At 62.4% G+C, this 26,430-nt stretch carries 29 protein-coding genes; 12 read left to right on the top strand and 17 right to left on the bottom strand.

The genetic code is table 11. The annotated features are described in order from the left end of the window. Positions 1-46 precede the first annotated feature (46 nt). The 3 genes from I7X09_RS22775 to I7X09_RS22765 all read left to right on the top strand — a co-directional run bounded on the left by I7X09_RS22775 (position 47) and on the right by I7X09_RS22765 (position 2,481). Positions 47-622 (top strand): TetR/AcrR family transcriptional regulator, encoded by a 576-nt coding sequence (locus I7X09_RS22775; protein ID WP_095970956.1) that lies wholly within the window; start codon positions 47-49, stop codon positions 620-622. A 72-nt stretch (positions 623-694) separates the two neighbouring features. After that, on the top strand, positions 695-1,198 hold the full coding sequence (locus I7X09_RS22770; RefSeq protein WP_095970957.1) for an SRPBCC family protein: 504 nt from the start codon (positions 695-697) through the stop codon (positions 1,196-1,198). Between the two features lie 32 nt (positions 1,199-1,230). Further along, positions 1,231-2,481 carry an NADH:flavin oxidoreductase/NADH oxidase family protein gene (locus tag I7X09_RS22765; protein ID WP_200313794.1) on the top strand — a complete coding sequence of 417 codons (1,251 nt, stop codon included), beginning with the start codon at positions 1,231-1,233 and terminating at the stop codon, positions 2,479-2,481. On the opposite strand, the gene I7X09_RS22760 is transcribed toward I7X09_RS22765, so the two are convergent. Both I7X09_RS22760 and ald read right to left on the bottom strand, forming a co-directional pair. After that, positions 2,482-3,357, bottom strand: a complete 876-nt coding sequence (locus tag I7X09_RS22760; RefSeq protein ID WP_200313792.1) for an aldo/keto reductase — start codon at positions 3,355-3,357, stop codon at positions 2,482-2,484. Positions 3,358-3,410: 53 nt separating this feature from the next. Continuing rightward, positions 3,411-4,511, bottom strand: coding sequence for an alanine dehydrogenase (ald, locus tag I7X09_RS22755; RefSeq protein WP_019746935.1), 1,101 nt, complete (start codon positions 4,509-4,511; stop codon positions 3,411-3,413). A 109-nt stretch (positions 4,512-4,620) separates the two neighbouring features. Between ald and I7X09_RS22750 the strand changes: the two genes are divergently transcribed. Beyond that, positions 4,621-5,142 (top strand): Lrp/AsnC family transcriptional regulator, encoded by a 522-nt coding sequence (locus I7X09_RS22750; protein WP_019746936.1) that lies wholly within the window; start codon positions 4,621-4,623, stop codon positions 5,140-5,142. 7 nt (positions 5,143-5,149) lie between these two features. Here the strand turns inward: I7X09_RS22750 and I7X09_RS22745 are convergent, their stop codons facing one another. The 3 genes from I7X09_RS22745 to I7X09_RS22735 are packed head-to-tail and all read right to left on the bottom strand — an operon-like array spanning position 5,150 to position 7,556. After that, complete coding sequence (locus I7X09_RS22745) at positions 5,150-6,214, bottom strand: maleylacetate reductase (protein WP_200313790.1); 1,065 nt, start codon at positions 6,212-6,214, stop codon at positions 5,150-5,152. Between the two features lies 1 nt (position 6,215). Further along, complete coding sequence (locus I7X09_RS22740) at positions 6,216-7,004, bottom strand: pirin family protein (RefSeq protein ID WP_095970962.1); 789 nt, start codon at positions 7,002-7,004, stop codon at positions 6,216-6,218. Between the two features lie 36 nt (positions 7,005-7,040). Further along, positions 7,041-7,556, bottom strand: a complete 516-nt coding sequence (locus tag I7X09_RS22735; protein ID WP_200318042.1) for a VOC family protein — start codon at positions 7,554-7,556, stop codon at positions 7,041-7,043. Between the two features lie 147 nt (positions 7,557-7,703). On the opposite strand from I7X09_RS22735, the gene I7X09_RS22730 reads away from it, so the two are divergent. Together I7X09_RS22730 and I7X09_RS22725 are read left to right on the top strand one after the other, a co-directional pair. Beyond that, positions 7,704-8,174: a MarR family winged helix-turn-helix transcriptional regulator gene (locus I7X09_RS22730; protein WP_095970964.1), complete on the top strand. Its 471-nt coding sequence runs from the start codon at positions 7,704-7,706 to the stop codon at positions 8,172-8,174. A gap of 62 nt (positions 8,175-8,236) precedes the next feature. Continuing rightward, the gene (locus I7X09_RS22725) at positions 8,237-9,055 is read left to right on the top strand and encodes an HAD family hydrolase (protein WP_124568856.1); all 819 of its coding nucleotides are present in this window, start codon (positions 8,237-8,239) and stop codon (positions 9,053-9,055) included. A 1-nt stretch (position 9,056) separates the two neighbouring features. Here the strand turns inward: I7X09_RS22725 and I7X09_RS22720 are convergent, their stop codons facing one another. From I7X09_RS22720 to I7X09_RS22685, 8 genes are all read right to left on the bottom strand, one after another. After that, complete coding sequence (locus I7X09_RS22720; RefSeq protein WP_003945464.1) at positions 9,057-9,944, bottom strand: alpha/beta fold hydrolase; 888 nt, start codon at positions 9,942-9,944, stop codon at positions 9,057-9,059. A gap of 225 nt (positions 9,945-10,169) precedes the next feature. Next, positions 10,170-10,835 carry a hypothetical protein gene (locus tag I7X09_RS22715; protein WP_200313789.1) on the bottom strand — a complete coding sequence of 222 codons (666 nt, stop codon included), beginning with the start codon at positions 10,833-10,835 and terminating at the stop codon, positions 10,170-10,172. Positions 10,836-10,957: 122 nt separating this feature from the next. Further along, positions 10,958-11,722 (bottom strand): SDR family NAD(P)-dependent oxidoreductase, encoded by a 765-nt coding sequence (locus I7X09_RS22710; protein ID WP_200313787.1) that lies wholly within the window; start codon positions 11,720-11,722, stop codon positions 10,958-10,960. A gap of 146 nt (positions 11,723-11,868) precedes the next feature. Next, the gene (locus tag I7X09_RS22705) at positions 11,869-12,921 is read right to left on the bottom strand and encodes an acyl-CoA dehydrogenase family protein (RefSeq protein WP_200313785.1); all 1,053 of its coding nucleotides are present in this window, start codon (positions 12,919-12,921) and stop codon (positions 11,869-11,871) included. Further along, on the bottom strand, positions 12,918-13,883 hold the full coding sequence (locus I7X09_RS22700) for an acyl-CoA dehydrogenase family protein (protein WP_200313783.1): 966 nt from the start codon (positions 13,881-13,883) through the stop codon (positions 12,918-12,920). Before I7X09_RS22700 ends, I7X09_RS22705 begins: the two co-directional genes overlap by 4 nt. Beyond that, the gene (locus tag I7X09_RS22695) at positions 13,880-15,040 is read right to left on the bottom strand and encodes an acyl-CoA dehydrogenase family protein (protein WP_200313781.1); all 1,161 of its coding nucleotides are present in this window, start codon (positions 15,038-15,040) and stop codon (positions 13,880-13,882) included. The genes I7X09_RS22700 and I7X09_RS22695 overlap by 4 nt, the downstream gene beginning before the upstream one ends. Beyond that, positions 15,040-15,912 (bottom strand): enoyl-CoA hydratase, encoded by an 873-nt coding sequence (locus tag I7X09_RS22690; RefSeq protein ID WP_019746945.1) that lies wholly within the window; start codon positions 15,910-15,912, stop codon positions 15,040-15,042. Before I7X09_RS22690 ends, I7X09_RS22695 begins: the two co-directional genes overlap by 1 nt. Next, positions 15,909-17,450: a FadD3 family acyl-CoA ligase gene (locus I7X09_RS22685; RefSeq protein WP_200313779.1), complete on the bottom strand. Its 1,542-nt coding sequence runs from the start codon at positions 17,448-17,450 to the stop codon at positions 15,909-15,911. The genes I7X09_RS22690 and I7X09_RS22685 overlap by 4 nt, the downstream gene beginning before the upstream one ends. A 55-nt stretch (positions 17,451-17,505) precedes the next feature. Between I7X09_RS22685 and I7X09_RS22680 the strand changes: the two genes are divergently transcribed. From I7X09_RS22680 to I7X09_RS22665, 4 genes are all read left to right on the top strand, one after another. Then, positions 17,506-18,735 (top strand): acyl-CoA dehydrogenase family protein, encoded by a 1,230-nt coding sequence (locus tag I7X09_RS22680; protein WP_200313777.1) that lies wholly within the window; start codon positions 17,506-17,508, stop codon positions 18,733-18,735. Continuing rightward, a complete protein-coding gene (locus I7X09_RS22675; protein WP_003945582.1) occupies positions 18,735-19,547 on the top strand; it encodes an SDR family oxidoreductase in 813 nt (270 codons plus the stop codon). Before I7X09_RS22680 ends, I7X09_RS22675 begins: the two co-directional genes overlap by 1 nt. 76 nt (positions 19,548-19,623) lie before the next feature. Then, a complete protein-coding gene (locus I7X09_RS22670) occupies positions 19,624-20,295 on the top strand; it encodes a TetR/AcrR family transcriptional regulator (RefSeq protein WP_095970970.1) in 672 nt (223 codons plus the stop codon). Between the two features lie 11 nt (positions 20,296-20,306). Further along, positions 20,307-21,455 carry an acetyl-CoA C-acetyltransferase gene (locus tag I7X09_RS22665; RefSeq protein ID WP_124568851.1) on the top strand — a complete coding sequence of 383 codons (1,149 nt, stop codon included), beginning with the start codon at positions 20,307-20,309 and terminating at the stop codon, positions 21,453-21,455. A 54-nt stretch (positions 21,456-21,509) separates the two neighbouring features. Here the strand turns inward: I7X09_RS22665 and I7X09_RS22660 are convergent, their stop codons facing one another. Both I7X09_RS22660 and I7X09_RS22655 read right to left on the bottom strand, forming a co-directional pair. Continuing rightward, the gene (locus tag I7X09_RS22660) at positions 21,510-21,827 is read right to left on the bottom strand and encodes a DUF4333 domain-containing protein (RefSeq protein WP_124568850.1); all 318 of its coding nucleotides are present in this window, start codon (positions 21,825-21,827) and stop codon (positions 21,510-21,512) included. Between the two features lie 95 nt (positions 21,828-21,922). Next, positions 21,923-23,323, bottom strand: coding sequence for a cytochrome P450 (locus tag I7X09_RS22655; RefSeq protein WP_200313775.1), 1,401 nt, complete (start codon positions 23,321-23,323; stop codon positions 21,923-21,925). A gap of 95 nt (positions 23,324-23,418) precedes the next feature. Here I7X09_RS22655 and I7X09_RS22650 point away from each other — a divergent pair, with 95 nt between their 5' ends. Further along, on the top strand, positions 23,419-24,006 hold the full coding sequence (locus I7X09_RS22650; RefSeq protein ID WP_124568848.1) for a TetR/AcrR family transcriptional regulator: 588 nt from the start codon (positions 23,419-23,421) through the stop codon (positions 24,004-24,006). Positions 24,007-24,053: 47 nt separating this feature from the next. Here the strand turns inward: I7X09_RS22650 and I7X09_RS22645 are convergent, their stop codons facing one another. Together I7X09_RS22645 and I7X09_RS22640 are read right to left on the bottom strand one after the other, a co-directional pair. Continuing rightward, complete coding sequence (locus I7X09_RS22645) at positions 24,054-25,064, bottom strand: ABC transporter substrate-binding protein (protein WP_200313773.1); 1,011 nt, start codon at positions 25,062-25,064, stop codon at positions 24,054-24,056. Between the two features lie 81 nt (positions 25,065-25,145). Then, the gene (locus I7X09_RS22640; RefSeq protein WP_200313771.1) at positions 25,146-26,024 is read right to left on the bottom strand and encodes a bile acid:sodium symporter family protein; all 879 of its coding nucleotides are present in this window, start codon (positions 26,022-26,024) and stop codon (positions 25,146-25,148) included. 132 nt (positions 26,025-26,156) lie between these two features. Between I7X09_RS22640 and I7X09_RS22635 the strand changes: the two genes are divergently transcribed. Then, the gene (locus tag I7X09_RS22635) at positions 26,157-26,429 is read left to right on the top strand and encodes a DUF2277 domain-containing protein (protein ID WP_003945457.1); all 273 of its coding nucleotides are present in this window, start codon (positions 26,157-26,159) and stop codon (positions 26,427-26,429) included. The last annotated feature ends 1 nt before the right edge of the window (position 26,430 follow it).

Below are 26,430 nucleotides of genomic sequence, written 5' to 3'. Positions count from 1 at the left end.
TAGCGTATGAGTCGACAGGTGTACCGACGGCCGAAGGATCAGTGACATGGCAGAGCTGAGCTCACGTGATCGCATGATTCGCAGTGCGGTCGAATTGATCAGTCGCAACGGTGTCGATGCGACGTCCTTCAGTGACGTCATCAAGCACAGTGGCGCGCCCCGAGGGTCGATCTACCATCACTTTCCAGGCGGTAAGACCGAGCTGATGGTCGAAGCCGTACGCGCGGCCGGTGCGATCATCACCAGGCGAATCAGCTCGGCCGCGGCTACCGGTTCCACAGCCGACGTGATCGAAGCGGTCGGAGACATCTGGCGGCTCAATCTCACGCGCTCGGACTTTGCGATCGGCTGCCCGGTGATTGCCGGCGGGTTGGCGCGTGCCAGTGAACCCGAAGTCGCGGAAGTGTCGGCTGAGGTCATGCTGGGTTGGCAGAAGTTGATCGAATCGCAACTCGAAACTGCGGGTTATCCTGCAGCGCAGGCAAAATCGATGGCAAACCTGACGATCACGTCGGTCGAAGGTGCAGTGGCGGTGTGTCAGACGACTCGAAGTATCGAGCCGCTCGAACAGGTCATCGCTTCGCTGCAGGGGCTCTCGCGCTCTGAAGCTCGGTCCAACTGAGCCTTCGGGGGTTGACTTCGGTCGTCAAGTATCCGTAACTTCATGTAACGGCTAATTGGGCAGGAGTAGGCGATGACACATTGGTTCGACCTCGAACCGGTCGGTGCCGATTTTTTCGACACGGCACCGCATATCTTCACGTATTCGATCGACCTCACCGCCCAACCGGATGACGTCTGGGCTGGTCTGACCGCGGACGAACCGTTGTCGTGGTGCCGGCTGCTCACCAAAGTTCACTACACCTCGCCTCGCCCGTACGGTGTCGGCACGCGACGAATCGCGGAGGTGGGCGGCGGTGCAATGCAGATGCGCGAAAAGTTCATCACCTGGGACGACGAAACGCGTCGGCACTCGTTTTACGTCGAACAATCGAATGTGCCGCTGTTCCAATCCTTTGCCGAGGACTATCGCGTCGATGAACTCGCAGTCGGCTCGAGACTGCAGTGGACCTTTGCATTCTCGCCGCGTCCGAAGCTGTCGCTCGCGGTACGCGGTGGCCTACCGGTCAACTCACTGATCTTCTCGAGCTTCGTGCGCGACACCAAGCGGCACTTCGGTTCTGCGCCCCGCCATTGACCTTCTTTCCCTATTCGTTGCGAGAGGCATCCATGACCACGCTCGGAGAATCGTTGACTTTGCCCTGCGGGCAGATCCTGCGGAATCGGACCATGAAAGCGGCGCTCAGCGAGGCCCTGGGTGACCGGGCACACGGACCGTCCACCCGCTTGGAAACGTTGTACGGGCGTTGGGGCAGTGGCGGGTTCGGGTTGCTGATCACCGGCAATGTCATGGTCGATCGAACGCAGATCGCCGAACCGGGCAACGTCGTCGTCGACGACGATCGAGATGCCGAAGCGCTGACTTCCTGGGCCAAGACTGCCAAGAACGGCGGCGCCGAGATCTGGATGCAGCTGAACCACCCAGGGCGACAATCCAACCCGATTGCCAGCAGAGGTCGACCGGTCGCCCCCAGCGCGATCGCGCTGAAAATTCCGGGCATGGCGACGCCGCGAGAACTCTCGACTGCCGAGATCGGCGAGATCATCGACAAGTTCGCGGAAACTGCTCGCATCGCCGAGTCGTCCGGATTTGGTGGCGTGCAGATACACGCAGCGCACGGTTATCTTGTTGCGCAGTTCCTTTCGCCGTTGTCCAATCAGCGGACGGACGAGTGGGGCGGAGATCCTGAGCGTCGACGACGCTTTCTCATCGAGATCGTTCGGCGCATACGCTCTACCGTTGCGCCGGGATTCGCGGTGTCGGTCAAACTCAACTCGGCTGATTTCCAGCGCGGCGGGTTCTCGGAAGACGAGTCGCGAGAAGTAGTGCGCGCGTTGACCGAAGAATCCGTCGATCTCATCGAGATCAGCGGTGGCAGTTATGAATCGCCGGCCATGATGGGTAAAGCGCAGAAGCAGAGCACTCGCGATCGAGAGGCATATTTCCTCGAGTATGCCGAGACAGTCCGAGCGATTGCCGGCGACATTCCCTTGGCGGTCACCGGCGGCTTCCGCTCGCGATCGGCGATGGTCGAGGCACTCGCTTCCGGCGCGTGCGATGTTATCGGTCTCGGCCGGCCGACGATCACGATCCCGGACGCGGCAACCGTTCTCCTGGAATCGGATCGGGAACGATTGAACGTCCCGACTGTGGAGTTCGGCGCGCGGAAGTTGTTGGGGAAGGTTGCCGACATCTCGATGCTCGACGGTGCACTCGACCTGCAGTGGCACACCGATCAATTGCACCGAATGGGCGACGGAAGCGAGCCGGATCCGGCTCGGCCGTGGTGGAAGACCCTCGGAACGATGGTGAGGCGAAACGGATTCGATGCGCTTCGCCCCACCAAACGAGCGGCTTGATCAGCTCGGCGCACCGATGTTGAGCTCATCGGGATGCGCTCCGACGCGGGTACCGTCGTCGAGCGTGTCGATTTCGCTCAGATCGAGATCGGTGAGTTCGAAGTCGAATACGTCGATGTTCTGAGCTATCCGAGCATCGTGTACGGATTTCGGGATGACGATCAGGCCGTTCTGAAGGTGCCAGCGGATCAGGACCTGCGCGGCAGTTTTGCTGTGGCGATCACCGATTCGAGTGATGATCGGGTCGGTGAGCAGGGTGTTGGGCTTGGACGCCTTACCCCAACCCGCGTTGCTGGTACCGCCGAGTGGGCTCCACGATTCGACCTTGATCCCGTGCTCGGCGGCCTTGTCGCGAATAGCGTGCTGCGTGAGGTGCGGATGCAGTTCCACCTGATCGACGGCGGGCAACATTCCGCCGCGATCGACGAGGAGCTGCAGATGATGCGGCTCGAAGTTGCACACCCCGATTGCCTTGGCACGGCCCGATTCCGCGATCTTTTCGAGCGCTTCCCACGTGCGGGAGAGTCGGTCGTTGTCCTGCAGCGGCCAGTGGATGAGGTAGAGATCGACGTAGTCGACGCCGAGCTTGTCGATACTGCTGTCGAAAGCCTTCAATGCCGGCTCGTAGCCCTGATCTGCATTCCACAGCTTCGTGGTGAGGAAGATGTCCTCTCGTGCGACGGACGAGTTGGCGATACCTCGTCCGACGCCCTCTTCGTTTCCGTAGGCGGCGGCAGTGTCGATGTGCCGGTAGCCGGCCTCGTCGAGTGCGAACCGCACTGCATGCTCGGTTTCGTCGTTGGTGGCCTGCCAGACTCCGAGGCCGAGTTGCGGGATCGTGGTTCCGGAATTCAGCGTGATGTCAGGATTGCTCATGGATCAAGGCTAGCGATCTCGAGCTTTCCTCGCCTGGGTCAGAGTCGCCAGGGTCAGAGAGTCGTAGCCGAGTACCCGTGCGCCGCTGCAACACTGTCGGACAGGAGTAGACCGTCGTGTGTGCTCAGTCCTGACCCCAGGCCGGGCACTGTCGCGACCGCGTCCTTCCACCCCTTGTCGGCCAATGCGACGACGTACGGAAGTGTCGCGTTGGTGAGTGCGTAGGTGGACGTACGGGGTACGGCTCCGGGCATGTTGGCAACGCAGTAGAAGACCGAACCGTGTACCTGGTACGTCGGATCGGCGTGCGTGGTCGCGTGCGAATCCTCGAAGCAGCCGCCCTGATCGATGGCGATGTCGACCAGGACAGAGCCCGGCTTCATGCGCGCGACCAGGCTGTTGGACACGAGGGTGGGAGCCTTCGCCCCGGGGACCAGCACGGCGCCGATGACAAGGTCGGCGTCGAGTACTGCCTGTTCCAGTTCGAGGCTGTTGGAGGTGATGGTCTTGACCTGGCCGTGGTACAGCTCGTCGATTTCCCGCAGGCGCGCGATCGACAGATCGAGAACGGTGACGTCGGCCTGCATGCCGTAGGCCACGGCGATGGCGTTCTTACCGGAGACTCCCGCACCGATCACCACGACCTTGGCGGGGCGCACTCCGGGAACGCCGCCCATCAGAACTCCGCGTCCGCCGCCGTGACGCATCAAGTGGTAGGCGCCGGCCTGCGGTGCCAGGCGTCCGGCTACTTCGCTCATCGGGGCGAGGAGGGGCAGTGAACCGTCGGAACCGACAACGGTTTCGTAGGCGATGGAGGTGGTTTTAGACGCCAGAAGTGCGTCGGTGCATTCCTTCGACGCCGCCAGGTGAAGGTAGGTGAAGAGCACCTGATCCTTGCGGAGCCGCGAATACTCTTCTGCAATAGGTTCTTTGACCTTCAGGAGTAGATCTGCGTCCGTCCAGACCTGATCGGCAGATCCGAGGATCTGTGCGCCCGCGGCCTTGAAATCCTCGTCACTGAACGAGGAGCCGACGCCTGCGCCCGTTTCGATGACGACCTCGTGCCCTCGGCCGACCAGTTCGTGGACGCCTGCTGGGCTGATGGCCACGCGGTACTCGTGGTTTTTGATCTCGCGGGGGATTCCGACCTTCATGACACGGCTCCGAACTGAGTCTGTTGTTTCTTCGAATGGCAGGTGCCAAGCATGAAGTTTCGTCGCCAGATAGTGAAGAGAAGTGAAGATAATTCTCTAGGCTGTATCCATGGTGCGCGAAAGTTCAAAAATCGGTATTCAGACGGCCGCCTCGCCGAAGCATGTTCGGGCTGCCGTGAAGTTGGACGAGGTCGACCGGGTTCTGCTCGAAGAGCTGGCGAAAGACGCGAGGATTCCGAACAATGCGCTGGCCGCGATCGCGGGAATCGCACCGTCGACATGCCTCGGCCGTGTGCGCGCCTTGGTGGACAACGGTGTGATCAGGGGATTTCACGCGGACATCGACCCCGCCGCTCTCGGAATGGATCTGCAGGCGATGATCGCTGTTCGATTGCAGGCCAACGCACGGTCGCACCTCAACCGGCTCGGTGACGACTTCGCCAAGCTGGACTCCGTCCTCAACGTGTACTTCGTTGCCGGTGTCGACGACTACATGCTGCACGTCGCGACGACGGATTCGGCGCAGTTGCGTGACTTCGTCGTCAACAATCTCTCGGCACACCCGGCGGTTGCTGCGACCGAGACGATTCTGATCTTCGAACATGTCAGGCCTCGTGGCGGTACTGCCTGATTTGTTCTCACCCGATGGCGGGTCGACGCCCGGACCAGGCGTTATCGAGGAGTTCGTTCAGGCCTGCCGCGGTGATCTCACGCGGGTTCGGATAAGCGGCCGCGGTCGCGAGTTCGACTGCCTTTTCGATTTGATCGTGACGCATTCCCAGTTCTCGCAGAGACGTCGGTCCGCCGCACGCGGTGACGAGGTCGAAAACGCCGGTAGCGGCATCGGATACACCCAGGGCAGTCGCTATTCGCGACATCACTTCCGGGACGGCAGACGCGTTGAACGCCATTGCGTGGGGGAGGACAACGGTGTGGGTAGGGGCGTGCGGCAAACCGAAGCTGCCGCCAAGGGTGTGGCACACCTTGTGATGAATCCCCATACCGACTGTGCCCAAGCAGGTTCCGGCCAACCAGGCCGACTGCAGGAGTTCGGCCCTCTCTTCCAGATTTTTCGGATCATCGACAATGCTCGGCAGCGCACGGGCGATCCCGGAGATCACTTCGATCGCCATCGAGTCGGTGATCGGATTGGACTCGGCTGAATACAACGCTTCAACCGCGTGCGCCATCGCGTTGACGGCGCTGGTGACGGTGGTGCCAAGCGGCAGATCGAGGGTGAGGTCGACGTCGTAGATGACGGTTTCCGGTCTGATGTGGGGCGACGAGCGAGTTGTCTTGCGTCCGTTCTCCGTTTCACCCAACACCGGAGTGGCTTCTGACCCCGCATACGTCGTCGGAACGATGATCTGATCGAACCCCGCTCGTAGTGCGAGTGCCTTGGACAACCCGGTTGCCGACCCGCCGCCGATCGCGACGACGACGTCGACGTGATGGCTCTCGGCAAGTTTCAGCGCGGCTGTCGTGACTTCGATCGGAGTATGCATCACAGCGCCGTCGAAGCGGGCCACCACCATGTCGCCGAGGGATGCGGTGACGGCGGCGGCAACCGCGTTCAACCGACGACTTGCCAGCACCATCACTCGACTACGGCCGAGCCGCCGCACTTCTTCGGCGATCGTGTCGATCGTCCCTTGACCGAAGACAATTCGAGCCGGTGAAGCGTCGTACGAGAAGGACTTCATGTCATCCTTGCGAAACGGTGGCGTGCATTTCCCAGACGATAACCTCAGCCCCGGTATCGGAGCTGACCTGCTGACCTCCGCCGCCGGATACGCGTACCGCGTCACCTTGTTCGAGCACGCCGACGCCTTCCATGGCGGCCTGACCGTCGGCGACAAAAACATGCAGGAACGGTGCATCCGGCAGGGTCACAGGTTGTCCGGGTTGCAGACGCGCAACGTGCATAGCGGCGTACTTGTTCTTGATCCGGATTGCCGAGTGATCGGCGTACGCGTCCATGCCAGACGCGACGGGAACCAGTCCACCGGCGAGCAATTCGGCGTCGATCTCCAACTGTTCGTAGCCGGGGGTGATTCCGGCTTCATCGGGGATAACCCACATCTGGATGAAATGAACCGGGTCGCTGTGCTTGTCGGAATGCATGCCGGCCACGTCACCGAGTCGCCACGAGTCGTTCTTCTCGGAATGCAGGATGCCAGTTCCGGCGCTCATCCGTTGGGCGAGACCGGGGTAGATGACACCCGAATGACCCATCGAATCCTGATGCACGAGAGAACCTCTCAGGACCCAGGTGACGATCTCCATGTCCTGGTGCGGGTGGGTGTCGAATCCCATTCCCGGCGTGACGATGTCGTCGTTGTTGACCAGGAGAAGGCCGTGGTGAGTGTTCTTCGGGTCGTAGTGATTGCTGAACGAGAAGGAGTGCTTCGAGTCCAGCCAGCCGGCATTGGACTTGAAGCGATCGCCCGATCGACGGATATCGAGGTTCGGCTGCGACAGAGTGGAGGTCATGGTGTGCCTTCCGAATGGTTTGGGGGGAGCAAGTTTTCAGAGGACGTGATTGCCGTACATCTCGCCGAGCGGGTCGGCGATCAGCTCGAGTCGAGCGCCGTCGGGATCGCGGAAGTACAACGAAACCTCGCTGTGCTCGATCAGTTCGACGCCGGCCTCGGTCAGTTGGGTGCGCAGCTTTGCCCACTTGGCAGGTTCGACGCTGATCGCGACGTGGTGGAGGCCGCCGAGTACTTCTTGGTACGGGCCCACGTCGAGACCCGGGAAGTCGAAGAAGGCCAGGAGATTGCCGTTACCGATGTCGAAGAAGAAGTGCGACGACCCGGGGTAGTCACGGTTCTCGATCAATTCGGTGAGTGGGAAGCCGAGGAGATCTTGATAGAACTTCACGGTTCGCTCGACGTCACTGCTGATCAGGGCAGTATGGTGCAGCCCGCGTGCCATCGATGATGGTCGTTTGTCAGCGGGGATCAGATGTCGATCTCTGATCTCGGCACGGCGTTCCTCGAACTGCGCTGCTTTGTCGAACTGCGCTGCTTTGTCGAACTGCATTGCGTTGTCGAACTGCACTGCGTTGTTGTCGCTCATGGCGCCCGCCTCCCGGTTGAACCTTCTCTTCGAACAGGTAGTTGACTGATCAACTACATTGAGAATAGATCATTTGATTTCGTTATCAACTACTTCAGCTATGCTGGCGTTATGGAATCGACGCGGTGGTTGAGCGACTCGGAGCAAACGGCCTGGCGGGCTTACCTGGACTCGACCCGACTGCTCCAGCGTGTTCTCGATCAGCAGTTGGTGCGAGACTCCGACATTTCCTTCACTGATTTCGAACTGCTGGTCGCTCTCGCCGAAGCGCCCGGGCGGCAACTGCGCATGAGTGAGCTCGCCGACGCTGTTATGGCTACACGAAGTGGTGTGACCAGGGCCGTCAATCGCCTGGTCGGTGCCGGGTGGGTGCGCCGGGTCGAGTGTGTCGACGACAAGAGGGGCGCTAATGCGGAGCTGACCGACTTGGGTGCCGAGAAACTGGCGTCGGCAAGCCCGGCGCACGTGGCCGCTGTACGGGAGAGCATGTTCGACCTGCTGAGCCCGCGAGATGTCGAGCGGCTGGGTGTGGTCTTCGGTGAGATGCGTCGGCACCTTCTCGAGGCCCAAGCAAGTAATTGACAGAGCAACGGCCCATGCCACGTAGTTGGTGAGGGCTGCGAACGGACTGCCATCATTGTCTGGTGACCCGTATTCGTATGTTCGCAACCGACCTCGACGGCACCCTGCTGCGCTCCGACCGAACGATTTCGGCGCGCACCGCGCAGGCCATGGAGAACGCGCGGCTCGCGGGGATCGAAGTTGTGTGGGCGACGGCCCGGGCCAGGCATTCGGTACACACGTTGGCGAGCTCGTGCGGATTTCGCGGTAAAGCTGTGTGTGCCAACGGAGCTGTCATTCTCGACCTGGCGGACGGGACTCCGGAGATCGTCGACACCATTTCGATCGAAACATCTTTGGCTGCAACGGCTATGGAGCAGGTTCGCGCTCTGATTCCGGGCGTCGTGTTCGCGAACGTCGGACCCACGCAGTTCTTTGCCGAGCCGGAGTATGCCGCTCTGTGCGAGTTCGCGGACCATCACCGGCACCTGCACGAGATGGTGCTCGCCGATACGCTGCCGCTGGACGTGGAGCCGATGGTCAAGATCGTGGCCCGGCATGCCGAGGTTCCCAGCGCCGACCTGTACCGAACTGCGGTCGCTGCGGGTATCGAGGGTGTGGAGTTGACCCACTCCGGGGCCCCGTACATGGAAATGGCAGCGGCGGGCGTCTCGAAGGCCAGCGCTCTCGCGCAGTTGTGCGCGATCGACGGCATCGACGCGTCGGAAGTGGCCGCGGCCGGTGACGCCTTCAACGACGTTGCGATGCTGACCTGGGCCGGAACGGCTCTGGCGCCCGCCAACGCCAGAGCTGAGGTCATCGAGCTCGCCGACCGAATTTTGCCCACGAACGACGAGGACGGGGTGGCGAGCTACCTCGAAGAGCTGGTTGCGGGGAGCTAGTTCAGCTGCTGACGGCCTTGGGTCCGGTGCCGATACCGACTCCGCAGTCCGTCATGAATTCGGAGAAGACGCGGTCGAAGCGATCCGGATAGTCAAGGTGCGGGAAATGCCCGGCGCGCTTGAAGATCTCCACCCGCCCCAGCGGTAGTTCGGCGCGAGCGTTCTCGGTGTGGGCGTTGGGGATGATGGTGTCTTCCTCGCCCCACACCAGTAGTGCCTGCAGGTTCTTGAAGTTGGCGAAATGCGGAGTGGCATTGACGGTTTGGCCGTTGTAGTTGATGACCGATCGCGCGGTCGCCAGAAATGCCTGACGTGTCGACGCGTCCGATACCGAAGCAAAGCTCTTACGGGCCTCACTCGCGCTGGCACCGAGCTTGAACAGGCCGATCTTGTTGAAAAGTCCGAGCGCTTTGTCCGTCACGTCGGTCAGCGTCCTGGACGCGAGAACGGGAAGTACCAGTTCGCTGCCGGGCAGAGTCGCCGCGCGCAGGAGTGGGCTTACCTCGGGGCCGAGTCCGCCGCTGGCCACCAGGCACAGCCGCTCCACCCGGTCGGGGAACAGGTACAGCGTCTGCATCGCGATCCCACCACCGAGGGAGTGACCGACGAGGGTGGCCGACGGAATATCGAGGGCTTCGAGGAGGTCACGAACGGTGGCGGCGTGAGCACTGAGTGAGTAGTCGCCGGCAGGCTTGTCCGACGCGCCGTGTCCGAATAGATCAGGAGCGATGACGCGGTAGTGGCGCGAGAGCGTCTCGATCTGCGGCTCCCAGTTGGAGTGCGCGCCCAGTAGGCCGTGAATGAGCACCACAACGGGGCCACTGCCTTGGTCGACGTATTTGAGCTGGTCGCCGTGCAATACAACCGTCTGTAATTGGTCGGTTGCCATGATTGAACCTTTCGGAGCTGCCAGTGTCTGTGGCTGCTCGCGTGTTGTCGGACCGCACCCGCCCCGACGCGGATCCATGGGTATTTGTGACCGGGAGTAACCCCAGTTCCCTCAGTATGCCCATCGAGGGGCCCGATGTCGTCGCCATTGGGCGTGTTGTGACGAACCGTGAGCCGTCGGCTGAGGGGAGACGTACAACTCACCGCCGCGTGTCGGGGCTGTTGATCAGGCGAAATCTACCAGTTTGCCGAAGGTGAGGTTGATGTCCCACGGAGTGACGCCCCACGTCTCGATAGCTGATACTGCGAAGATTCCGGCGGCCTCGATGGTGTCCTGCGAGGCTGGTGCAGAGACCGAAACTCCGGTTTGGCCGTTCGGAACCTCCGGCCAGACGCCGGTGCCCACGGGAGCGGGGGTGGCTTCCATGACTGCATTGGCCAGGCCCGATTCGTCGACGGTCGTGAAGAGGCAGTTCGGCTCGTGGGGAGAATCCCACCCGCCGAGTTCCGCGAGCCAGAATTCGCCGCGACCGGCAGCGGAGATCGCGATGGAGGCGAGTACCGCCTCGAGATCTTCCCAGGCGCCGCTGGTCGGGGCAGTCGCGGCGGTGAGCTCGAACGGTGCGGCGAGGGCAGCGCTGTCCTGTGAGGCGAAGCGCGGCTGCACAGTGAGGGTCTGGGTCTGGGGATTCAGAAACGCAACTTCTCGGAACTTGTTGTCCGGCAAGGCGGTGCGAGCTACGAGGCCCTGTCCGAGCAGTGCGCCGAGCGCGGTGGGATCGTCGACGCTCCACAAGCGGGTCTCGTCCTCGGACCACGTGCGAATCATTCCGCCGACAACAGGACTGATCAGCACAGGCTCGAGGTTCGTACCGCCTGTTGATTCGCTCACTGCTGGCTCCCCACCGCACTCCGTACCGCCGGACCGGTTCCGCGCGACCAGGTAAGTATGCCGCCTTGCTGCTGTGCGCCTTTATTAACCGCCGGGGGTTAATAAAGGCGCACAGCAAGTGGTCACATATGCGTGCCGCCGTCGATGCGGATTTCCGTTCCGGTGACAAACGAGCCGTCTTCGGAGGCGAGCATCGCGATCACGCCGGCGACCGCGGACGGGGGAGCGAAGCCCTCGCCGATTGCCGGCGCCAGCTTGCCGAGCAGCGTGAAGTCGATGTCGGCCGGGAAGCCGGGATCGGACGTCATGCCCGAAGCGATGCTGCCGGGTGCGACGGCCACGGCGCGGAGGCCCTGCTTGCTGTACTCGAGAGCGAGTGCGTGCGTGAAGGATTGGATTCCACCCTTCGACGCTGCGTACGCCGTCATGTAGGGGTGGGCGAACGTGGCCGACGTGGAACTGAAGTTGACCACGACGCCTGCTCCGCTTTCGAGCAGTGCCAGCAGGGACTCCCTCGTCATGAGGAATGTTCCGGTGAGGTTGACCCCGATGACGGTGTTCCAGAAATCGAGCGCCATCTCGTGGGTGTGCGCGGAGCGCAGAATGCCCGCCGCGTTGATCAACACGTCGAGACCGCCCAGAGCCTTGATCGCAGCGCCGACCTGTTCGCGAACAGACTCTTCGCTGGAGATGTCGACCTTCACCGTGGTCAGGCGATCGGCATGGCCTGCGTCCTTCGCAGCGTTCAATGTCTGTTCGAGGCCGGTCTCGGAAATGTCGGCGGCGACGACGGTGCCTCCTTCTGCCAGGATGCGGGCAACGGTGGCCTGGCCGATTCCGGATCCTGCGCCGCTGATGAGGACGCGCTTGTCGTCGAATCGATTCACGAGAAAACTCCGGTCTGTGAGATGGACAGCTGTCTGGTGACCGATTCTGCGTGATCGAGCCGCATAAATCTGCGGATCATTCCACTGACTGGGCGGCGTCGGTGCTTGTTCACTCGAAATCCCGAGCGAACAAGCACCGAGGCGTCCTACAGACCCGCTGCCTGCGCGAGGCTCGGCAGGTAGGTGCTCGGCTGTCCGAAGAGCTGAGCGCTGCCGTGTGCACGCTTGAAGTACAGCTGAGCGTCGTGCTCCCAGGTGATCGCGATTCCGCCGTGCAACTGAACCGCTTCGGAGGTGATCTGCTGCAACGCTTCCGAGCAGTACACCTTCGCTACCGCCGCGTCGTCCGCCGACTGCGTCGCCACGGCGGCGTACGTCATCGAGCGCGCCGTCTCGACCAACGTGTACATGTCGGCCATCCGGTGCTTGAGGGCCTGGAAGGAACCGATCGCGCGGCCGAACTGCTTGCGCGACTTCGTGTATTCGACGGTCTGTTCGACGATCGCCGCGGCCGCTCCGACCTGTTCCGCGGACAACGCGATCAGAACGACGGTTCGGATGCGATCGACCAGATCTTCGGACCACTGCAGTGGACGACCGCGAACACCGGAGAACGTGACCTCTGCCAGCGTTCGCGTGGGATCCATGGTGGGGACGCGTCGGCGGGAGACGCCCTCGGCCGCGGGATCCACTTCGTAGAACCCGTCGGCTGTCAGAACGAGCAGGGTGTCTGCGACGTGGCCGTCGAGGACGTACGACGCCGTGCCGGTCAACGCATCCTCGGTTGCCTCGACGCCGAAGGCGCTCCAACCTGTGGCACCTGCCCAGCACAGGGCCAGCGTGCTCTCGCCGGATGCGACACCGGGCAACAGTCGCGAGCATGCGTCGTTGTCACCGGAAAGCAGCAGTGCCTGTGAGGCAAGAATCGCCGAACCCAGCATCGGTGACGGGGTCAGTGTGCGGCCCAGTTCCTCCTGGACCACGTGTACCTCACCCAAACCTGCTCCCACGCCGTCGAACTCCTCGGGAATCGCCAGCGCGGCGACGCCGATCTGCTCGCACAGCTTGCTCCACAGGGCGGCGTCGTAGCCGATCTCTGTGGTGATGGCAGCGCGGACGGCAGCGGAGTCGGAATGCTTGCTCAGGAGATCGCGTACCGACGCGCGCAGTGCTGCCTGGTCTTCGGTGTCGATGCTCATGATGCAACCAGAGCTTCGACGACGCGTGCGCGGTGCTCGGACGGTGTGCCCCACGCGGTGAGCAGTGCTCGTACCTTGGTGAGCCACAAGGAGAGATCGTGTTCCATCGTGTAGCCGATGGCGCCGTGAACCTGGAGTCCGACGCGAGCGGCCTTGTACGCAGCATCCCCGCACGCGACCTTGGCCGCCGAGATGTCACGGGAAGCGTCGGCCGACTGATCGCGAACCGACAGAGCGGCACCGTGGAGCAGGGGACGAGCCATTTCCAGCGAAACGGCAACTTCCGCCAGGTGGTGCTTCATTGCCTGGAACTGTCCTATGACCTTGCCGAACTGCTTGCGCTGCTTCGCGTATTCGGTGGTGACCTCGAGCAGTGTCTGGCCGAGACCCTGCAACTGCGCGGCAGTGGCAAGCGCGCCCATGTCGAAGGCGGCCGAAAAGTCGGCGGAGCCCAGCGATTCGCCGGCAGAAACCTCGTAGAGCTTGCGGGAGAGATCTACCGATACCTTGGCTTCGCCAGGGACGCCGAGTGAGACGGAGCCGTCCTGCACGAGCAGAACCAGATCCACCGCATCGGCATCGAGTGCGAACGGTGTGTGTGGGGGAGCGGCGACGGTTGCCAGCGAACCCTCGGCGAGAGCAGAGAGACGTTCCGGTGCAACGGAAGCCAGGAGCGTCGGTGCCACGGCGATCGTTTCGACAACCGGTCCGGGTACTGCGTGCCGACCGAGCTGTTCGAGAGCAACGACCAGGTCGACGGCGTCGGCGCCGAGTCCGTCGTGTTCTTCGGAGATGACGAGGCCGTTGACACCGGTCTCGGCAAGGCGCTGCCAGAGCTTCTTGCCCGGCTCGGTGTCACCGTCGTTCCAGGAGCGGATGACGGAGGGCATGTCGGACTTGGTCAGCAGTGCATCGATGCTTGCAGCGAAGTCCTGGTGGGAGGAGTCGAGCGCGAATCTCATCGGTCCGCCTTCGGTAGGCCGAGCAGACGCTCGGCGATGACGTTTTTCTGAATCTCGTTGGTGCCTGCGTAGATCGGGCCGGACAGGGAGAACAGGTATCCGTCCATCCAGTTGTCGGCCAGCTCGGCTTCCGGGCCCTGCAGTTCGAGAGCGGTCTCGTGGGTGGCGATATCCCACTCGGACCAGAAGACCTTGTTGATCGAGGACTCGGCGCCGAGTTGTCCACCGTCGGCGAGCCGGGTGACGGTACCGAAAGTGTTGAGCTGGTATGCGCGAGCACCGATCCAGGCGTCGGCAACCTGGTTACGTAGAGCGTTGTCATCGGTTCGTCCGCTGGACTTGTACAGCTCGAGCAGGCGGTCGACGGTGGCGAGGAAACGGCCGGGGCTGCGCAGCGAGAGGCCGCGCTCATTGCTCGCGGTGCTCATCGCGACGCGCCAACCTTCGTTGACGTTGCCGATCACACCCGACTCGCCGGGGTTGGCCGGGTCGTCCGGAACGAAGACGTCTTCGAGGAAGATCTCGGCGAAGCCGGGCTCGCCGTCGAGCTGATCGATCGGGCGGACGGTGACGCCCTTCGATCGGAGGTCGAACATGAAATACGTGATGCCCTTGTGGCGCTGCGCATCCGGATCGGAGCGGAACAAGCCGAAGCCCCAGTCCGCGTAGCTTGCGCGTGAGCTCCACGTCTTCTGACCGTTGAGCAGCCAGCCCCCGTCGACCTTCTTCGCACTCGAACGCAGGCTGGCGAGGTCGGAACCCGATTCGGGCTCGGACCAGGCCTGGGCCCAGATGTCGTCGGCACGAGCCATGCGCGGCATGATGCGAGCCAACTGCTCGGCATTTGCATGCTCGAACAGTGTGGGAGCCAACAAGAAGATGCCGTTCTGGCTTACGCGGCCGGGCGCGCCCGAGCGGTAGTACTCCTCCTCGAAGATGACCCATTCGAGCAGGGACGCATCGCGTCCGCCGAGTTCCTTGGGCCAGGAGACGACGGCGTAGCCGGCGTCGGCGAGAGTGTGCTCCCACTGACGGTGCTCTTCGAAGCCTTCGGCGGTATCCATCGACTTCAGGGGAGTCGCGGGCACATTCGCTTCCAGGAACGAGCGGACCTCGTCACGGAATGCGGTTGTGGCGTCGTCGAATACGAGATCCACTAGTTTGTTCCTTCCTGCGGTGCGCGAGCACTGGCAGCCATGGCTTTGGCGTCGAGACCACCAAGCGAGTCTTTGCCGACCTCGGCGTTGTGAGCGTGAGCGAAGTGATGCAGACCGAAGACGGAGTCGATGCCGTTGCGCATCCCCATCTGGTCCTCGCACTGGTTGACGGCCTTCTTGGTCAAAGCCAGTCCGAAGCGCGGCATCTCGGCGATACGTCCGGCGAGCTCGAACGTCTCCTTCTCGAGATCCTTGCGGGCGACGACGCGATTGACCATGCCGATTTCGTAGGCGCGTTGCGCGGTGAAGCGATCGCCGGTGAAGAGCATTTCCTTCGCGAAACGTGACCCGACCATCCACGGGTGCGCGAAGTATTCGACGCCGGGGATGCCCATGCGGACAACGGGATCGGAGAAGAAGGCGTCGTCGGCCGCGACGATCATGTCGCAGACCCAGGCGAGCATGAGCCCACCGGCAATGCAGGCGCCTTGCACCATCGCGATGGTGGGCTTGGGGATCTCCCGCCAGCGACGGCACATGCCCAGGTAGACCTCCATCTCGCGGGCGAAACGCTGGTCACCGCCGGGCTTGTCGACGTGATCCCACCACATGGTGGCCTTGTTCTCGTACTCGACGTGATGGTCGCGTCCCGGAGTTCCCAGATCGTGTCCGGCGCTGAAGTGAGGTCCGTTGCCTGCCAGGACGATCACTTTCACGTCGTCGTCCTCGACGGCGCGCTGGAAAGCCGCGTCGAGTGCGTACGTCACGACCGAGTTCTGGGCGTTGCGGTAGTCGGGGCGATTCAACGTCACGACGGCGACCGAGTCACGAACCTCGTAGGTCACGACGTCGGCTTCGAAGGGAACGGTCATGACTGTTCCCCGCGCAGAACCGTTTTGAGGACCTTACCCGAAGGGTTACGGGGCAGGTGATCGACGAAGCGTACTTCGCGGGGCACCTTGAAGCCGGCGATCTTCTCCTTGAGGAAGGCGATCACCGACTCTTCGGTGAGGCCGGCACCGTCGAGTTGGGCGATGTAGACGCGGCCCACCTCGCCCATCCGGTGATCGGGGATGCCGATGGCGGCAGACTCGTGGACGCCGGGCAGGCGAGCCAACATGCCTTCGATCTCGGCGGGGTAGACGTTGAATCCGCCGCTGACGTACATGTCTTTCAGACGATCGGTGATGTCGAGATACCCACGCTCGTCGAGGGTTCCGACGTCTCCGGTGTGCAACCAGCCGTCGGCGTCGATTGCCTTGGCGGTGGATTCGGGGTCGTCGAGATACCCGAGCATGACGTTCGGTCCACGAAGCAGGATCTCACCCTGATCGCCGATCTTGACCTCGAAATCGGCTGTCGCGCGGCCGGAACTGGTGGAGACGGTGACCGGGTCGTCGTCGGTGCGGCACATGGTCGCAACCACGGCTTCGGTCAGACCGTATGCCGTGAGGACGGCGTCGAAAAGCTCTGCCTGCATGCGCTCGACGAGGGCAACCGGAACGGGTGCTGCGCCTGTGATCGCGATGCGGAGCGAGGATAGGTCGTATTCGCTGCGGCGGGGGTGATCGAGGATGGTCTGGTAGATCGTCGGGGCGCCCGGCAGGATGCTGATCTTCTCGCTGTTGACCAGCGCGAGGGTGTCGTCGATGTTGAAGACGGACACCGGCACGATCGTCGCGCCGTTCAGCAGGCAGACCAGGATTCCGGCCTTGTAGCCGAAGGTGTGGAAGAACGGGCTGATGATGAGGAAGTTGTCGTCGGCGGTGACCTCGGCGCATTCACCCCACGACTTCGCGACGGCGATGGACTGACGATGCGCGGTGATCGCACCCTTGCTACGTCCCGTGGTGCCGGAGGTGAAGAGAATGTCGCTGACGTCGTCGGGCTGTACCTTCGCAGCACGCGCGTCGGCTTCGGTGCGAGCGGCGTCGGTGGCGAGCGCGAGGAAGTCCTCGAACTCGATGACGCCGTCACGGTCGTCGTTCCCGTCGATCGGTACCTGGATGACGGTAGGGATCGACAGGTCCGGGTTGGCGTCGAGCAACTGCTGGTACCGATCGGCCTTGAGGAACGTGCCGACGACCACCAGGGCAGCTGCGTCGACGCGCTCGATGATGTCGAGCGCTTCCGTGCCGGTGTATCGGGTGTTGATCGGGATGATGGCTGCTCCGGCGTACTGAGCGCCGAGCAGGGCGATCACCCAGTGGTACGTGTTGGGCGACCAGATGACGACGCGGTCGCCTGCCTTCACCCCACGGTTGATCAGTGCGCCGGCGAAATCGCGGACGCGCTGATGTAGCTGTGCGAAGGTCAGTCGGGTGTCGCCATCGGCGATAGCCGCGCGCTCACCGAACTCCTCGGCGGCCCGGATGAGGGCTGATGGGATGGTTCTCGGTTGTTCGGTCACTGGACTCCTACCTGACACGCTACCTAGCAAGTGCTTGGTAGGTTATCTTACATATGTGGACCAGAGCGAGAGCCCGGACGGGCAGATGACGGACGACGAGTTTGCGGCCACGGTCGCGCAGTGGTTGGCCGAGAACTTGACGGGCAAATTCGCCCAGCTCAAGGGTAAGGGCGGCCCCGGCAGTGAGCACGAGTTCTTCGAGCAACGACTCGAGTGGGACAAGCACCTCGCAGCGTCGGGGTGGACGTGCCTCGGGTGGCCGAAGGAGTTCGGCGGGCGGGGAGCAAGCATCTCCCAGCAGGTCATCTTCCATCAGGAGTACGCGAAGGCCGGTGCGCCGGCTCGCGTCAGCCACATCGGTGAAGAGCTGCTCGGCCCGACGCTGATCGCGTACGGCACCGACGAGCAGAAGCACCGATTCCTTCCTGGCATCAACACGGTCAGCGAACTGTGGTCGCAGGGCTACTCCGAGCCCGGCGCCGGTTCCGACCTCGCGAACGTCTCCACCACCGCACGCCTCGAAGACGGCAAGTGGATCATCAACGGCCAGAAGGTGTGGACCTCACTCGCTCACGTCGCGCAGTGGTGCTTCGTGGTCTGCCGCACCGAAGTGGGCTCCAAGCGTCACCAGGGGTTGAGCTTCCTGCTGGTCCCGTTGGATCAGCCCGGTGTGACAGTTCGGCCCATTCAGCAGCTCACCGGCACGTCGGAGTTCAACGAGGTCTTCTTCGACGACGCCGTCACCGACGCCGATCTCGTGGTCGGGGAACCCGGCGAGGGCTGGAAGATCGCGATGGGGCTGCTCACCTTCGAGCGCGGTGTGTCCACGCTCGGACAGCAGATCGGATTTGCCCGCGAGCTCCAAGGCGTCGTCGACCTGGCGAAAGCCAATGGCAGTGACCAGGATCCGCACATCCGTGAAAAGATCGCCCGTGCGTGGGTCGGACTGCGCGTGATGCGCGCCCACGCGATGCGTACTCTCGACGCGGTCGACGCCGGAACCGGTGGCGGAGAAGCGTCCGTCGCAAAACTGTTGTGGGCCAACTGGCATCGTGATCTGGGGCAGCTGGCGATGGACGTGCAAGGTGCGTCGTCGTTGGTTGCACCGTGGGCCGATTCCGAAGGCAATGCCTCGGACATCACCGATCCCGAGCATCTCGAGCTCGACGAGTGGCAGCGCCTCTTCCTCTTCACCCGCGCCGACACGATTTACGGCGGCTCCAACGAAATTCAGCGCAACATCATTTCCGAGCGCGTGCTCGGTCTTCCCCGAGAGGCTCGTTAATGTCTGACACCAAAGCCGCGTCCCCGCTTTCCGTTGCGCCGGAGGAAACCCCGGGCCACGGACTGCTCGCGGGCAAGAAGGCGATCATCACCGCCGCAGCCGGAACCGGCATCGGCTTCTCAACTGCACGCCGGGTGCTTCTCGAGGGCGGCGACGTTCTCGTCTCCGACTTCCACGAGCGTCGGCTCGGGGAGACGGTGGAGAAGCTGAAGGCCGAATTCCCCGGTCAGCAGGTCGAGTCGATCATCTGCGACGTGTCCAGCACCGAGCAGGTCGACGCGCTGTTCGTCGGCGCGGCCGAGAAGCTGGGGCGTATCGACATCGTCGTCAACAACGCAGGCCTGGGCGGTGAGACTCCCGTCGTCGACATGACGGACGATCAGTGGGATCGCGTTCTCGACATCACCCTCAACAGCACCTTCCGTTCGACGCGCGCCGCGCTGCGGTACTTCAAGAGCGTTCCGCACGGCGGTGTTCTGGTGAACAACGCATCCGTTCTCGGTTGGCGCGCGCAGCATTCACAGGCGCACTACGCCGCAGCCAAGGCCGGCGTCATGGCACTGACTCGGTGCAGCGCCATCGAAGCAGCGGAGTACGGAGTCCGGATCAACGCGGTCTCGCCCTCCATTGCGCGTCATGCGTTTCTGGCGAAGGTCACCAGCGAGGAACTGCTCGACCAGTTGGCCTCCGGTGAGGCCTACGGCCGCGCCGCGGAGGTCTGGGAGATCGCAACGGTCATCGCGATGCTCGCCAGCGATTACTCCACCTACATGACCGGCGAGATCGTCTCCGTTTCTTCGCAGAGGGCCTAGCGTCCCCGTGCGCGGTTAAGGAGTCCCTGGACTCGCTGACCGCGCACAGGGGAGGGCCCTGGATAGGATTGAATACATGACGCCACCTCGAAATTCCGACGAATCAACCGGCAAGTCAGGGCGCCGCGACGAGCTGCTCGAGATCGCGGCCGGGCTGTTCGCCGATCGCGGAGTGCGCGCGACGACGGTCCGCGATATCGCCGACGCCGCCGGGATCCTCTCCGGCAGTTTGTATCACCATTTCGATTCCAAGGAGTCGATGGTCGACGAGATCCTGCACCAGTTCCTCGACGAACTCTTCGGAAAATACCGCGAGATCGTCGCGGCGGGGTTGGACAGTCGCGCGACGCTCGAAGCTCTGGTCGTGACTTCGTACGAGGCCATCGACGCCTCACATTCGGCTGTTGCGATCTACCAGGACGAGGTCAAGCACCTCGTCGGGAACGAGCGCTTCGCTTACCTGGCCGAGCGCAACACCGAGTTCCGGGACCTGTGGGTCGGCGTCCTCGAAGCCGGCGTCGCGGACGGGACCTTCCGCTCCGACATCGACGTCGAATTGGTCTTCCGATTCATGCGCGACACCGTGTGGGTCGCGGTTCGCTGGTACCGCCCGGGTGGATCCCTCTCGGCTCACGCCGTCGCGGCTCAATATCTCGCGATCGTGCTCGACGGGCTATCCGATCCGGCAACAACTTCAGACGCTATTGCTGAATCAACTTCAAGAACTATTGCTGCACAACGAAACTAGGAGCTAACGCTATGTCCGAGGTTTACATCGTCGACGCCATTCGAACACCGATCGGCAAGAGGGGCGGCGCGCTGTCCGGCGTGCACCCCATCGATCTCGGTGCGCACGTCGTCAAGGCACTGGTCGAGCGCACCGGTATCGATCCCAGTGACGTCGACGACGTGATCTTCGGTTGCGTCGACGCCATCGGCGGCCAGGCCGGCAACATCGCCCGCATGTCCTGGCTCGCAGCGGGATTCCCGGAGCACGTACCCGGTGTGACGGTCGACCGTCAGTGTGGTTCGAGCCAGCAGGCAGTGCACTTCGGTGCTCAGGCCATCCTGTCGGGCACCGCGGATCTGATCGTCGCCGGCGGCGTTCAGAACATGAGCCAGATTCCGATCTCGGCAGCGATGATCGTCGGTCAGCAGTACGGATTCGACACGCCGACTTCGGGTTCGGTCGGTTGGACCGAGCGTTACGGTGACCAGGAAGTCTCGCAGTTCAAGGGCGCCGAAATGATCGCCGAGAAGTGGGACATCAGCCGCGAAGAGCTCGAGAAGTGGGCACTGCAGAGCCATGAGCGCGCCAAGGCTGCAATCGCCGCGGGTCGTTTCGACAACGAGATCGTCGCCATGGGTGACGCGACCGTCGACGAAGGACCCCGCGAGACCAGCCTCGAAAAGATGGCGACGCTCAAGGTTCTCGTCGAAGACGGTCGCATGACCGCAGCGGTGGCCAGCCAGATCTCCGACGGCGCGAGTGCGCTGCTGCTGGCGTCGGCGGAAGCGGTGGAAAAGTACAACCTCAAGCCCCGCGCCCGGATTCATCATCTCAGCGCTCGCGGCGACGACCCGATCTTCATGCTCAGTGCGCCGATCCCGGCCACGAAGCATGCTCTCGCGAAGGCCGGTCTGAGCATTGAGGACATCGACCTCGTCGAGATCAACGAAGCTTTTGCCCCGGTCGTCCTGGCCTGGATCAAGGAAATCGGCGCAGATCCGGCCAAGGTCAACGTCAACGGCGGCGCGATCGCACTCGGCCACCCGCTCGGCGCGACCGGCACCAAGCTGATGGCGACGCTGCTCAACGAACTCGAGCGCACCGGCGGTCGTTACGGCCTGCTGACCATCTGTGAAGGCGGCGGCACCGCGAACGCGACGATTATCGAGCGGCTCTGACGCCTTGCTGTGCGCCTTTATTAACCGCGGGCGGTTAATAAAGGCGCACAGCAGTTAGTTGTTCGGCACATCCGCGACCTTGATGTCGAAGTTCGCACTTTCACCGTCAACGCTGGTCACGGTAGCTGTGACGTCGTATTCGGTGCCCTGCTCGGTCAGGATGCACGTGATCGATGCGCCGACTTCGGCGTCGAGGTTCTCCGGACACGTCACGTCGTCGGGTGGCTCGCCGATCTTCTCCGCGAGTTGAGTGGAGATCTGACTTGCGACTTCGGACTTGTCCACTTGCGGCGTCCCGACGCTTGCCGAGCACGCTCCCGTGGCCAATGCCGCCGAGAGTAGAACGATTCCAACTGCAGGCCTCTTTGCCATGTGAACTCCCAGAGTGCGCCGGTGCTTGCTGCTGCCAGCTGGGATTACCGCATTTGGGACTGTTCAACCGACTTACTCGACGCAGTTTTCCGAGGTCAGCGTCGGCGGACCGTCACGTTGAAGCCTTCGGGCATCAGGGTGAGCCGTTCGGCTACCTTCAACTCGTAAGCCGGATCAGCTTCGATCGTATATTTCTGCAAGATGGTGCCCAATACGAGGACCGCTTCGTGAATGGCGAATTGTCTTCCGATGCAGGCACGTTCACCGGTCCCGAAGGGCTTGTACACGTGCGCCGGCCTGGCTTTGATGTTGGCGGGCAAAAATCGATCCGGATCGAAAGCCTCGGGATCGCTGCCCCACACCGGATCGCGATGAAGTGAGGGGATGAGGACGAGCATCCAATCGCCCTTCTTCATCGGATACTTGCCGACGAGCGTGGTGTCTTCGAGTGCCGCGCGGCCGTAGGCGGGAGCGGTCGGCCACAGACGCAACGATTCGTCGAGGACGCGTCGTACGTATCGAAGTTTCGCGATCTTCTCGAAGGCGGGTTCCTCACCCTCCCACACCTTGTCGACCTCGGCTCGAGCCTTGGCCAGCACCTCGGGGTTTTGCGAGAGGTAGTAGAGCGCGAACGACAATGCGCCGGAGGTGGTTTCGTGTCCGGCGACGAGGAAGGTCACGACCTGGTGGCGGATGTTCAGTTCGTCGATACGGTTGGGATCGTTTTCGCGCGCCGCCCGCAGCATCAGTTCGAGGAGATCTTCAGGCCCCGGTTCGGTACTTGTCCGCCGGGCACGGATCACTTCGTCCACAACCTCGGCCATGTACGCCTTGCGGACCTCGTCACGTTGATCAGCGCGCCGCGCGAGCACTCGCCCGAGGGCGGTCGACTTCAGGAACGTCGTGCGTTGTGAATGGGAGAGTGCGCCGACCATTGCCTTGACGAACGGGTGCTGCTCTTCACGTTCGAAAGAGTCGAACGAGTAGCTGAATCCAGTGCGTCCGATGGTCTCCAGTGTCAGCTTGGTCATGTCAGCGGAGACGTCGACGGGGGAGTCACTTTCACGACTGTCCCAGTGGTCGACCAGCTCGCCGGCCACGTCGAGCATGGTGCGGTGGTACGAGCGCATCGCAGTCTGACTGAACGCCGGTGCCAGGAGATTGTGCGCCTTGCCCCAGTTGGGCTCATGGTTGTACGCCGTGAACAGTCCGTCGCCGCCGATTCCGCGTAGCGCTTTGACCCCGGGTGCGAGGTGTTTCGCGAACCGGGACTCGTCGGACAGTTCTGCCACCATGTCCGCGCCCGAGGCGAAGACGAAGCGATTGCCCAGGACGTTTCTTTCGAAGATCGGCCCGAGTTCTCGGCCGATGCTCACGGAGTTCTGCAGGGGCGTCCGGATGTTGATCCCGAGGACGTCGCCGAGAACTGGCAGGCGCCACGCCGGATGCGGGATCCGAGCATCGGTCGTCGCCTCTGGAGTGGTGTCGACGCTCATGATGTGTCCCCCGGGTGAGATCGCTTACTGAATTGGTGTCTAGTACGCAAAGTACGCCTTACTGAATCGGTGTCAAGTAGTAATCTGACTTGCCTATGGTTGCACCACGAAAACGCCTGGACCGAGAGCAGCGGCGCACGCAGTTGCTCGACATCGGCGCGCAACTTTTTGCCGACCGCTCGTACGAGGACGTGTGGATCGAAGAGGTCGCCGAGATTGCGGGCGTCTCGCGCGGGTTGATGTACCACTATTTTCCGACCAAGCGAGACTTCTTCGCCGCAATCGTCGAGCGCGAATCGCAGCACCTGCTCGAGGTGACCGCACCCGACGCGTCGCTGCCGGTGCGCGAACAAGTGGCAGCCGGGTTGGATGCGTACTTCGCGTACGTGAAGTCGCACAGCAGGGGAGTGCGCGCCATCAACGTGGGCACGCTCTCAGCCGAGGCCGGCATCCGAGCGATCGTCGAACGGGAACTCGAACAGCAGCAGATTCGAATCCTCGACGCACTGGAATTCGAGGGCGAAAAAAGACAGATCGCTGCCGTCGCAGTGCGGGGATGGATCGCTTTCGTCCGGGCCGTCTGCCTCGACTGGCTCGATCAACCTTCGATACCGCAGGAAGAGTTGAGAGTGATCTGTCTGCGGACCCTCTCCGGAGCATTGGGTATCGACCTCGAAACGTGAAATGCCGACCGCTCGGGAGCAGCCGGCATCTCTACGAACAAGTCCGACTAGTCGAGCGTCGAATAGAGTTCGTCCCAGCCTTTGGCGACGTACGTGTTGGTGTAGATGGATCCGTAGTACGTACTGCCGTGCAGAACGGTGACGTTCCCGGACTGCACGGCTGGAAGTCGTTGCCACAACTTGTTGTCCGAGAGCTGATCGAAGGTGGTGTCGCTGCTGTCGGTGACGGAAACCATGAACGCGTCGCAATCGCGAAGGCGATCCATCTCCTCGATGCTCAGCCGTCCCTGATTGTCGAAACCGGTTGTGTTCAAAGTTCTTCCGCCGATGTCGGCGAGCGTCATGTCGGTGGGTTGGCGATTCTTCTTGCCAGTTTCCTCCGACACGGGAAGGCTGTCGATGTAGATCGTGGCCTTGTCCGGACTGTAGGACAAGCTTGCGACGGTCTTTCCCGCGATCGCCGAAGCGTGTCGAGAGCGAATGTCGGTGATCAGAGCGTCGTAGTCGGTGATCAGGCGATCCATGGTGGGTGTTCGACCCAACCAATCGGAGAGGCGGGTTAGGTTCTCCCGCCACGTTTGCTTCGATTCGGTCGTCAGGACAGGAGCGATGGCTTGAAGCTTTGCAGCGGGCCAGTACTCGTTGTCGGCGTTGACGCAGATGATGAGATCGGGTGCGAGTCCGAGGATCTGCTCCAGATTGGGCTTGTCGCTGAGGTATTCGGCCGAGCCGTCGACGGGAACCCACTCGGTGGCGGGTGAGATGTTGTATCCGAAGACCGGTAGTTCGAGGGCAATGGCGAGCTCGAGGTCGGTTCGGGCGTCGACGGCCAAGACCCGCTTGGGGTTGGTCGGTATGTCGTAAGTTCCCAACGGCGTGGTGACGGTGCGCATTTGAGCGTCATCAGGGGCATTTGAACCATCGCTGGAACTGCAGGACGACAGAATTGTTGCTACTGCTGCAAGCCCGGCTCCGATGCCGAATTGGCGACGGGTCAGTGCGTCGACTAGTTCTTGCCAGGCGCGTTCGTCCGGCACGGTAGGTGTGGTGGTCAGCATTTTTCGATACCCTTCGGTCTGAGTCCGTATCGATCGTAGGGTCGGCGATACCAGATCACCTATATCGAAAACCGCCTTATCTTAGTCGATTTCGGCCATTGTCCGTGACTTGCGGGTAATAGTGGCGCCGAAGGCCGCGGCGAGCGGGAACATCAGAACGCCGTACACCGCCGCCGGTACTGCCAATTGCACATTGTCGAGAAGACTGACGGCGATGGTGATCGCCAGCGTGCTGTTGTGGATGCCGATTTCCATGGAACTGGCGATGGCTTGTCTGTCCTCGATGCCGAATATCCGGGGAATGACGTAACCGATCGAAAGGCTCAGTAGACAGAACAACGCAGCGACGGCGCCGATGTCGACGAGATAGTCCGCGATGTTCTCGCGTTCGGAAACAACCGTTCCGACGATCACCAGTGCCAGAACCACCGCAGATCCGATGCGGACGGGTTTGTCCATGCGCTCGGCAAAGGCGCTCGAGCGCAATCGAACCCACATTCCGAGGGCGACAGGAATCAGTACGACGGCAAAGACCTGAAGTACCTTCGTGAACTGCAGTCCGAGGGTGCCGTCCGCGTCTTCGGGTTCGAAGTACCCCAGCGCGAAGTTGGTGATCAGCGGAAGGGTCACCACCGCAATCACCGAATTGACCGCAGTCAGTGTCACATTGAGAGCAACATCGCCGCGGAACAGATGGCTGAACAGGTTTGCGGTCGTGCCGCCCGGTGATGCGGCGAGAAGCATCATGCCGACGGCGAGCAGTGGATCGAGGTCGAACAACGTGACCAGGCCGAAGGCCGCAGCCGGGAGCAACAACAACTGACAGATCAGGGCAATCGAGACGGCTTTCGGCGCTTTTGACACGCGGGCAAAATCTCCGACCGTCAAGGAAAGCCCGAGGCCGAACATGATGATGGCGAGTGCGGCGGGTAGGCCGACGGAGGTGAGTGCAGAGTCCATGAGTTAGTGGCTACTTCCAGTCACTGGGGGAATTTCACTGAAACTACCGTGATGCCCGAATCTGCGTGGCAGTTTGGATACATTGATGTATCGAACCGTGACGGCGTCGGTGAGCAGGGTTATCGTCGAATTATGTGCCGAAACATCACTGAACTTCGTGGACTCGAGCCCGCAGCTACGCCGGAGGAGATCGAGGCAGCCTCTCGCCAATACGTACGTAAGGTGAGCGGGATAGCCAAGGTGTCCGACGCCAATCGAGACGCCTTCGAGCAAGCGGTGCGTGAGGTAACCGAAACGACGACACGCCTGCTCAGCGCCCTGCCGCCTCGTAGACAGCCGCCGCAGACCGTCCCGCCGTTGCGTCGCCCGGAAGTACAGGCTCGGATCGCTGCTCGTTCGTCCTGAC

The organism is Rhodococcus sp. P-2, from assembly GCF_016598535.1.
GTDB classification, from domain to species: Bacteria; Actinomycetota; Actinomycetes; order Mycobacteriales; family Mycobacteriaceae; genus Rhodococcus_F; species Rhodococcus_F baikonurensis.
Note: the sequence above shows the minus strand (reverse complement) of the source record. Positions and strands in the feature narration are given on the sequence as shown.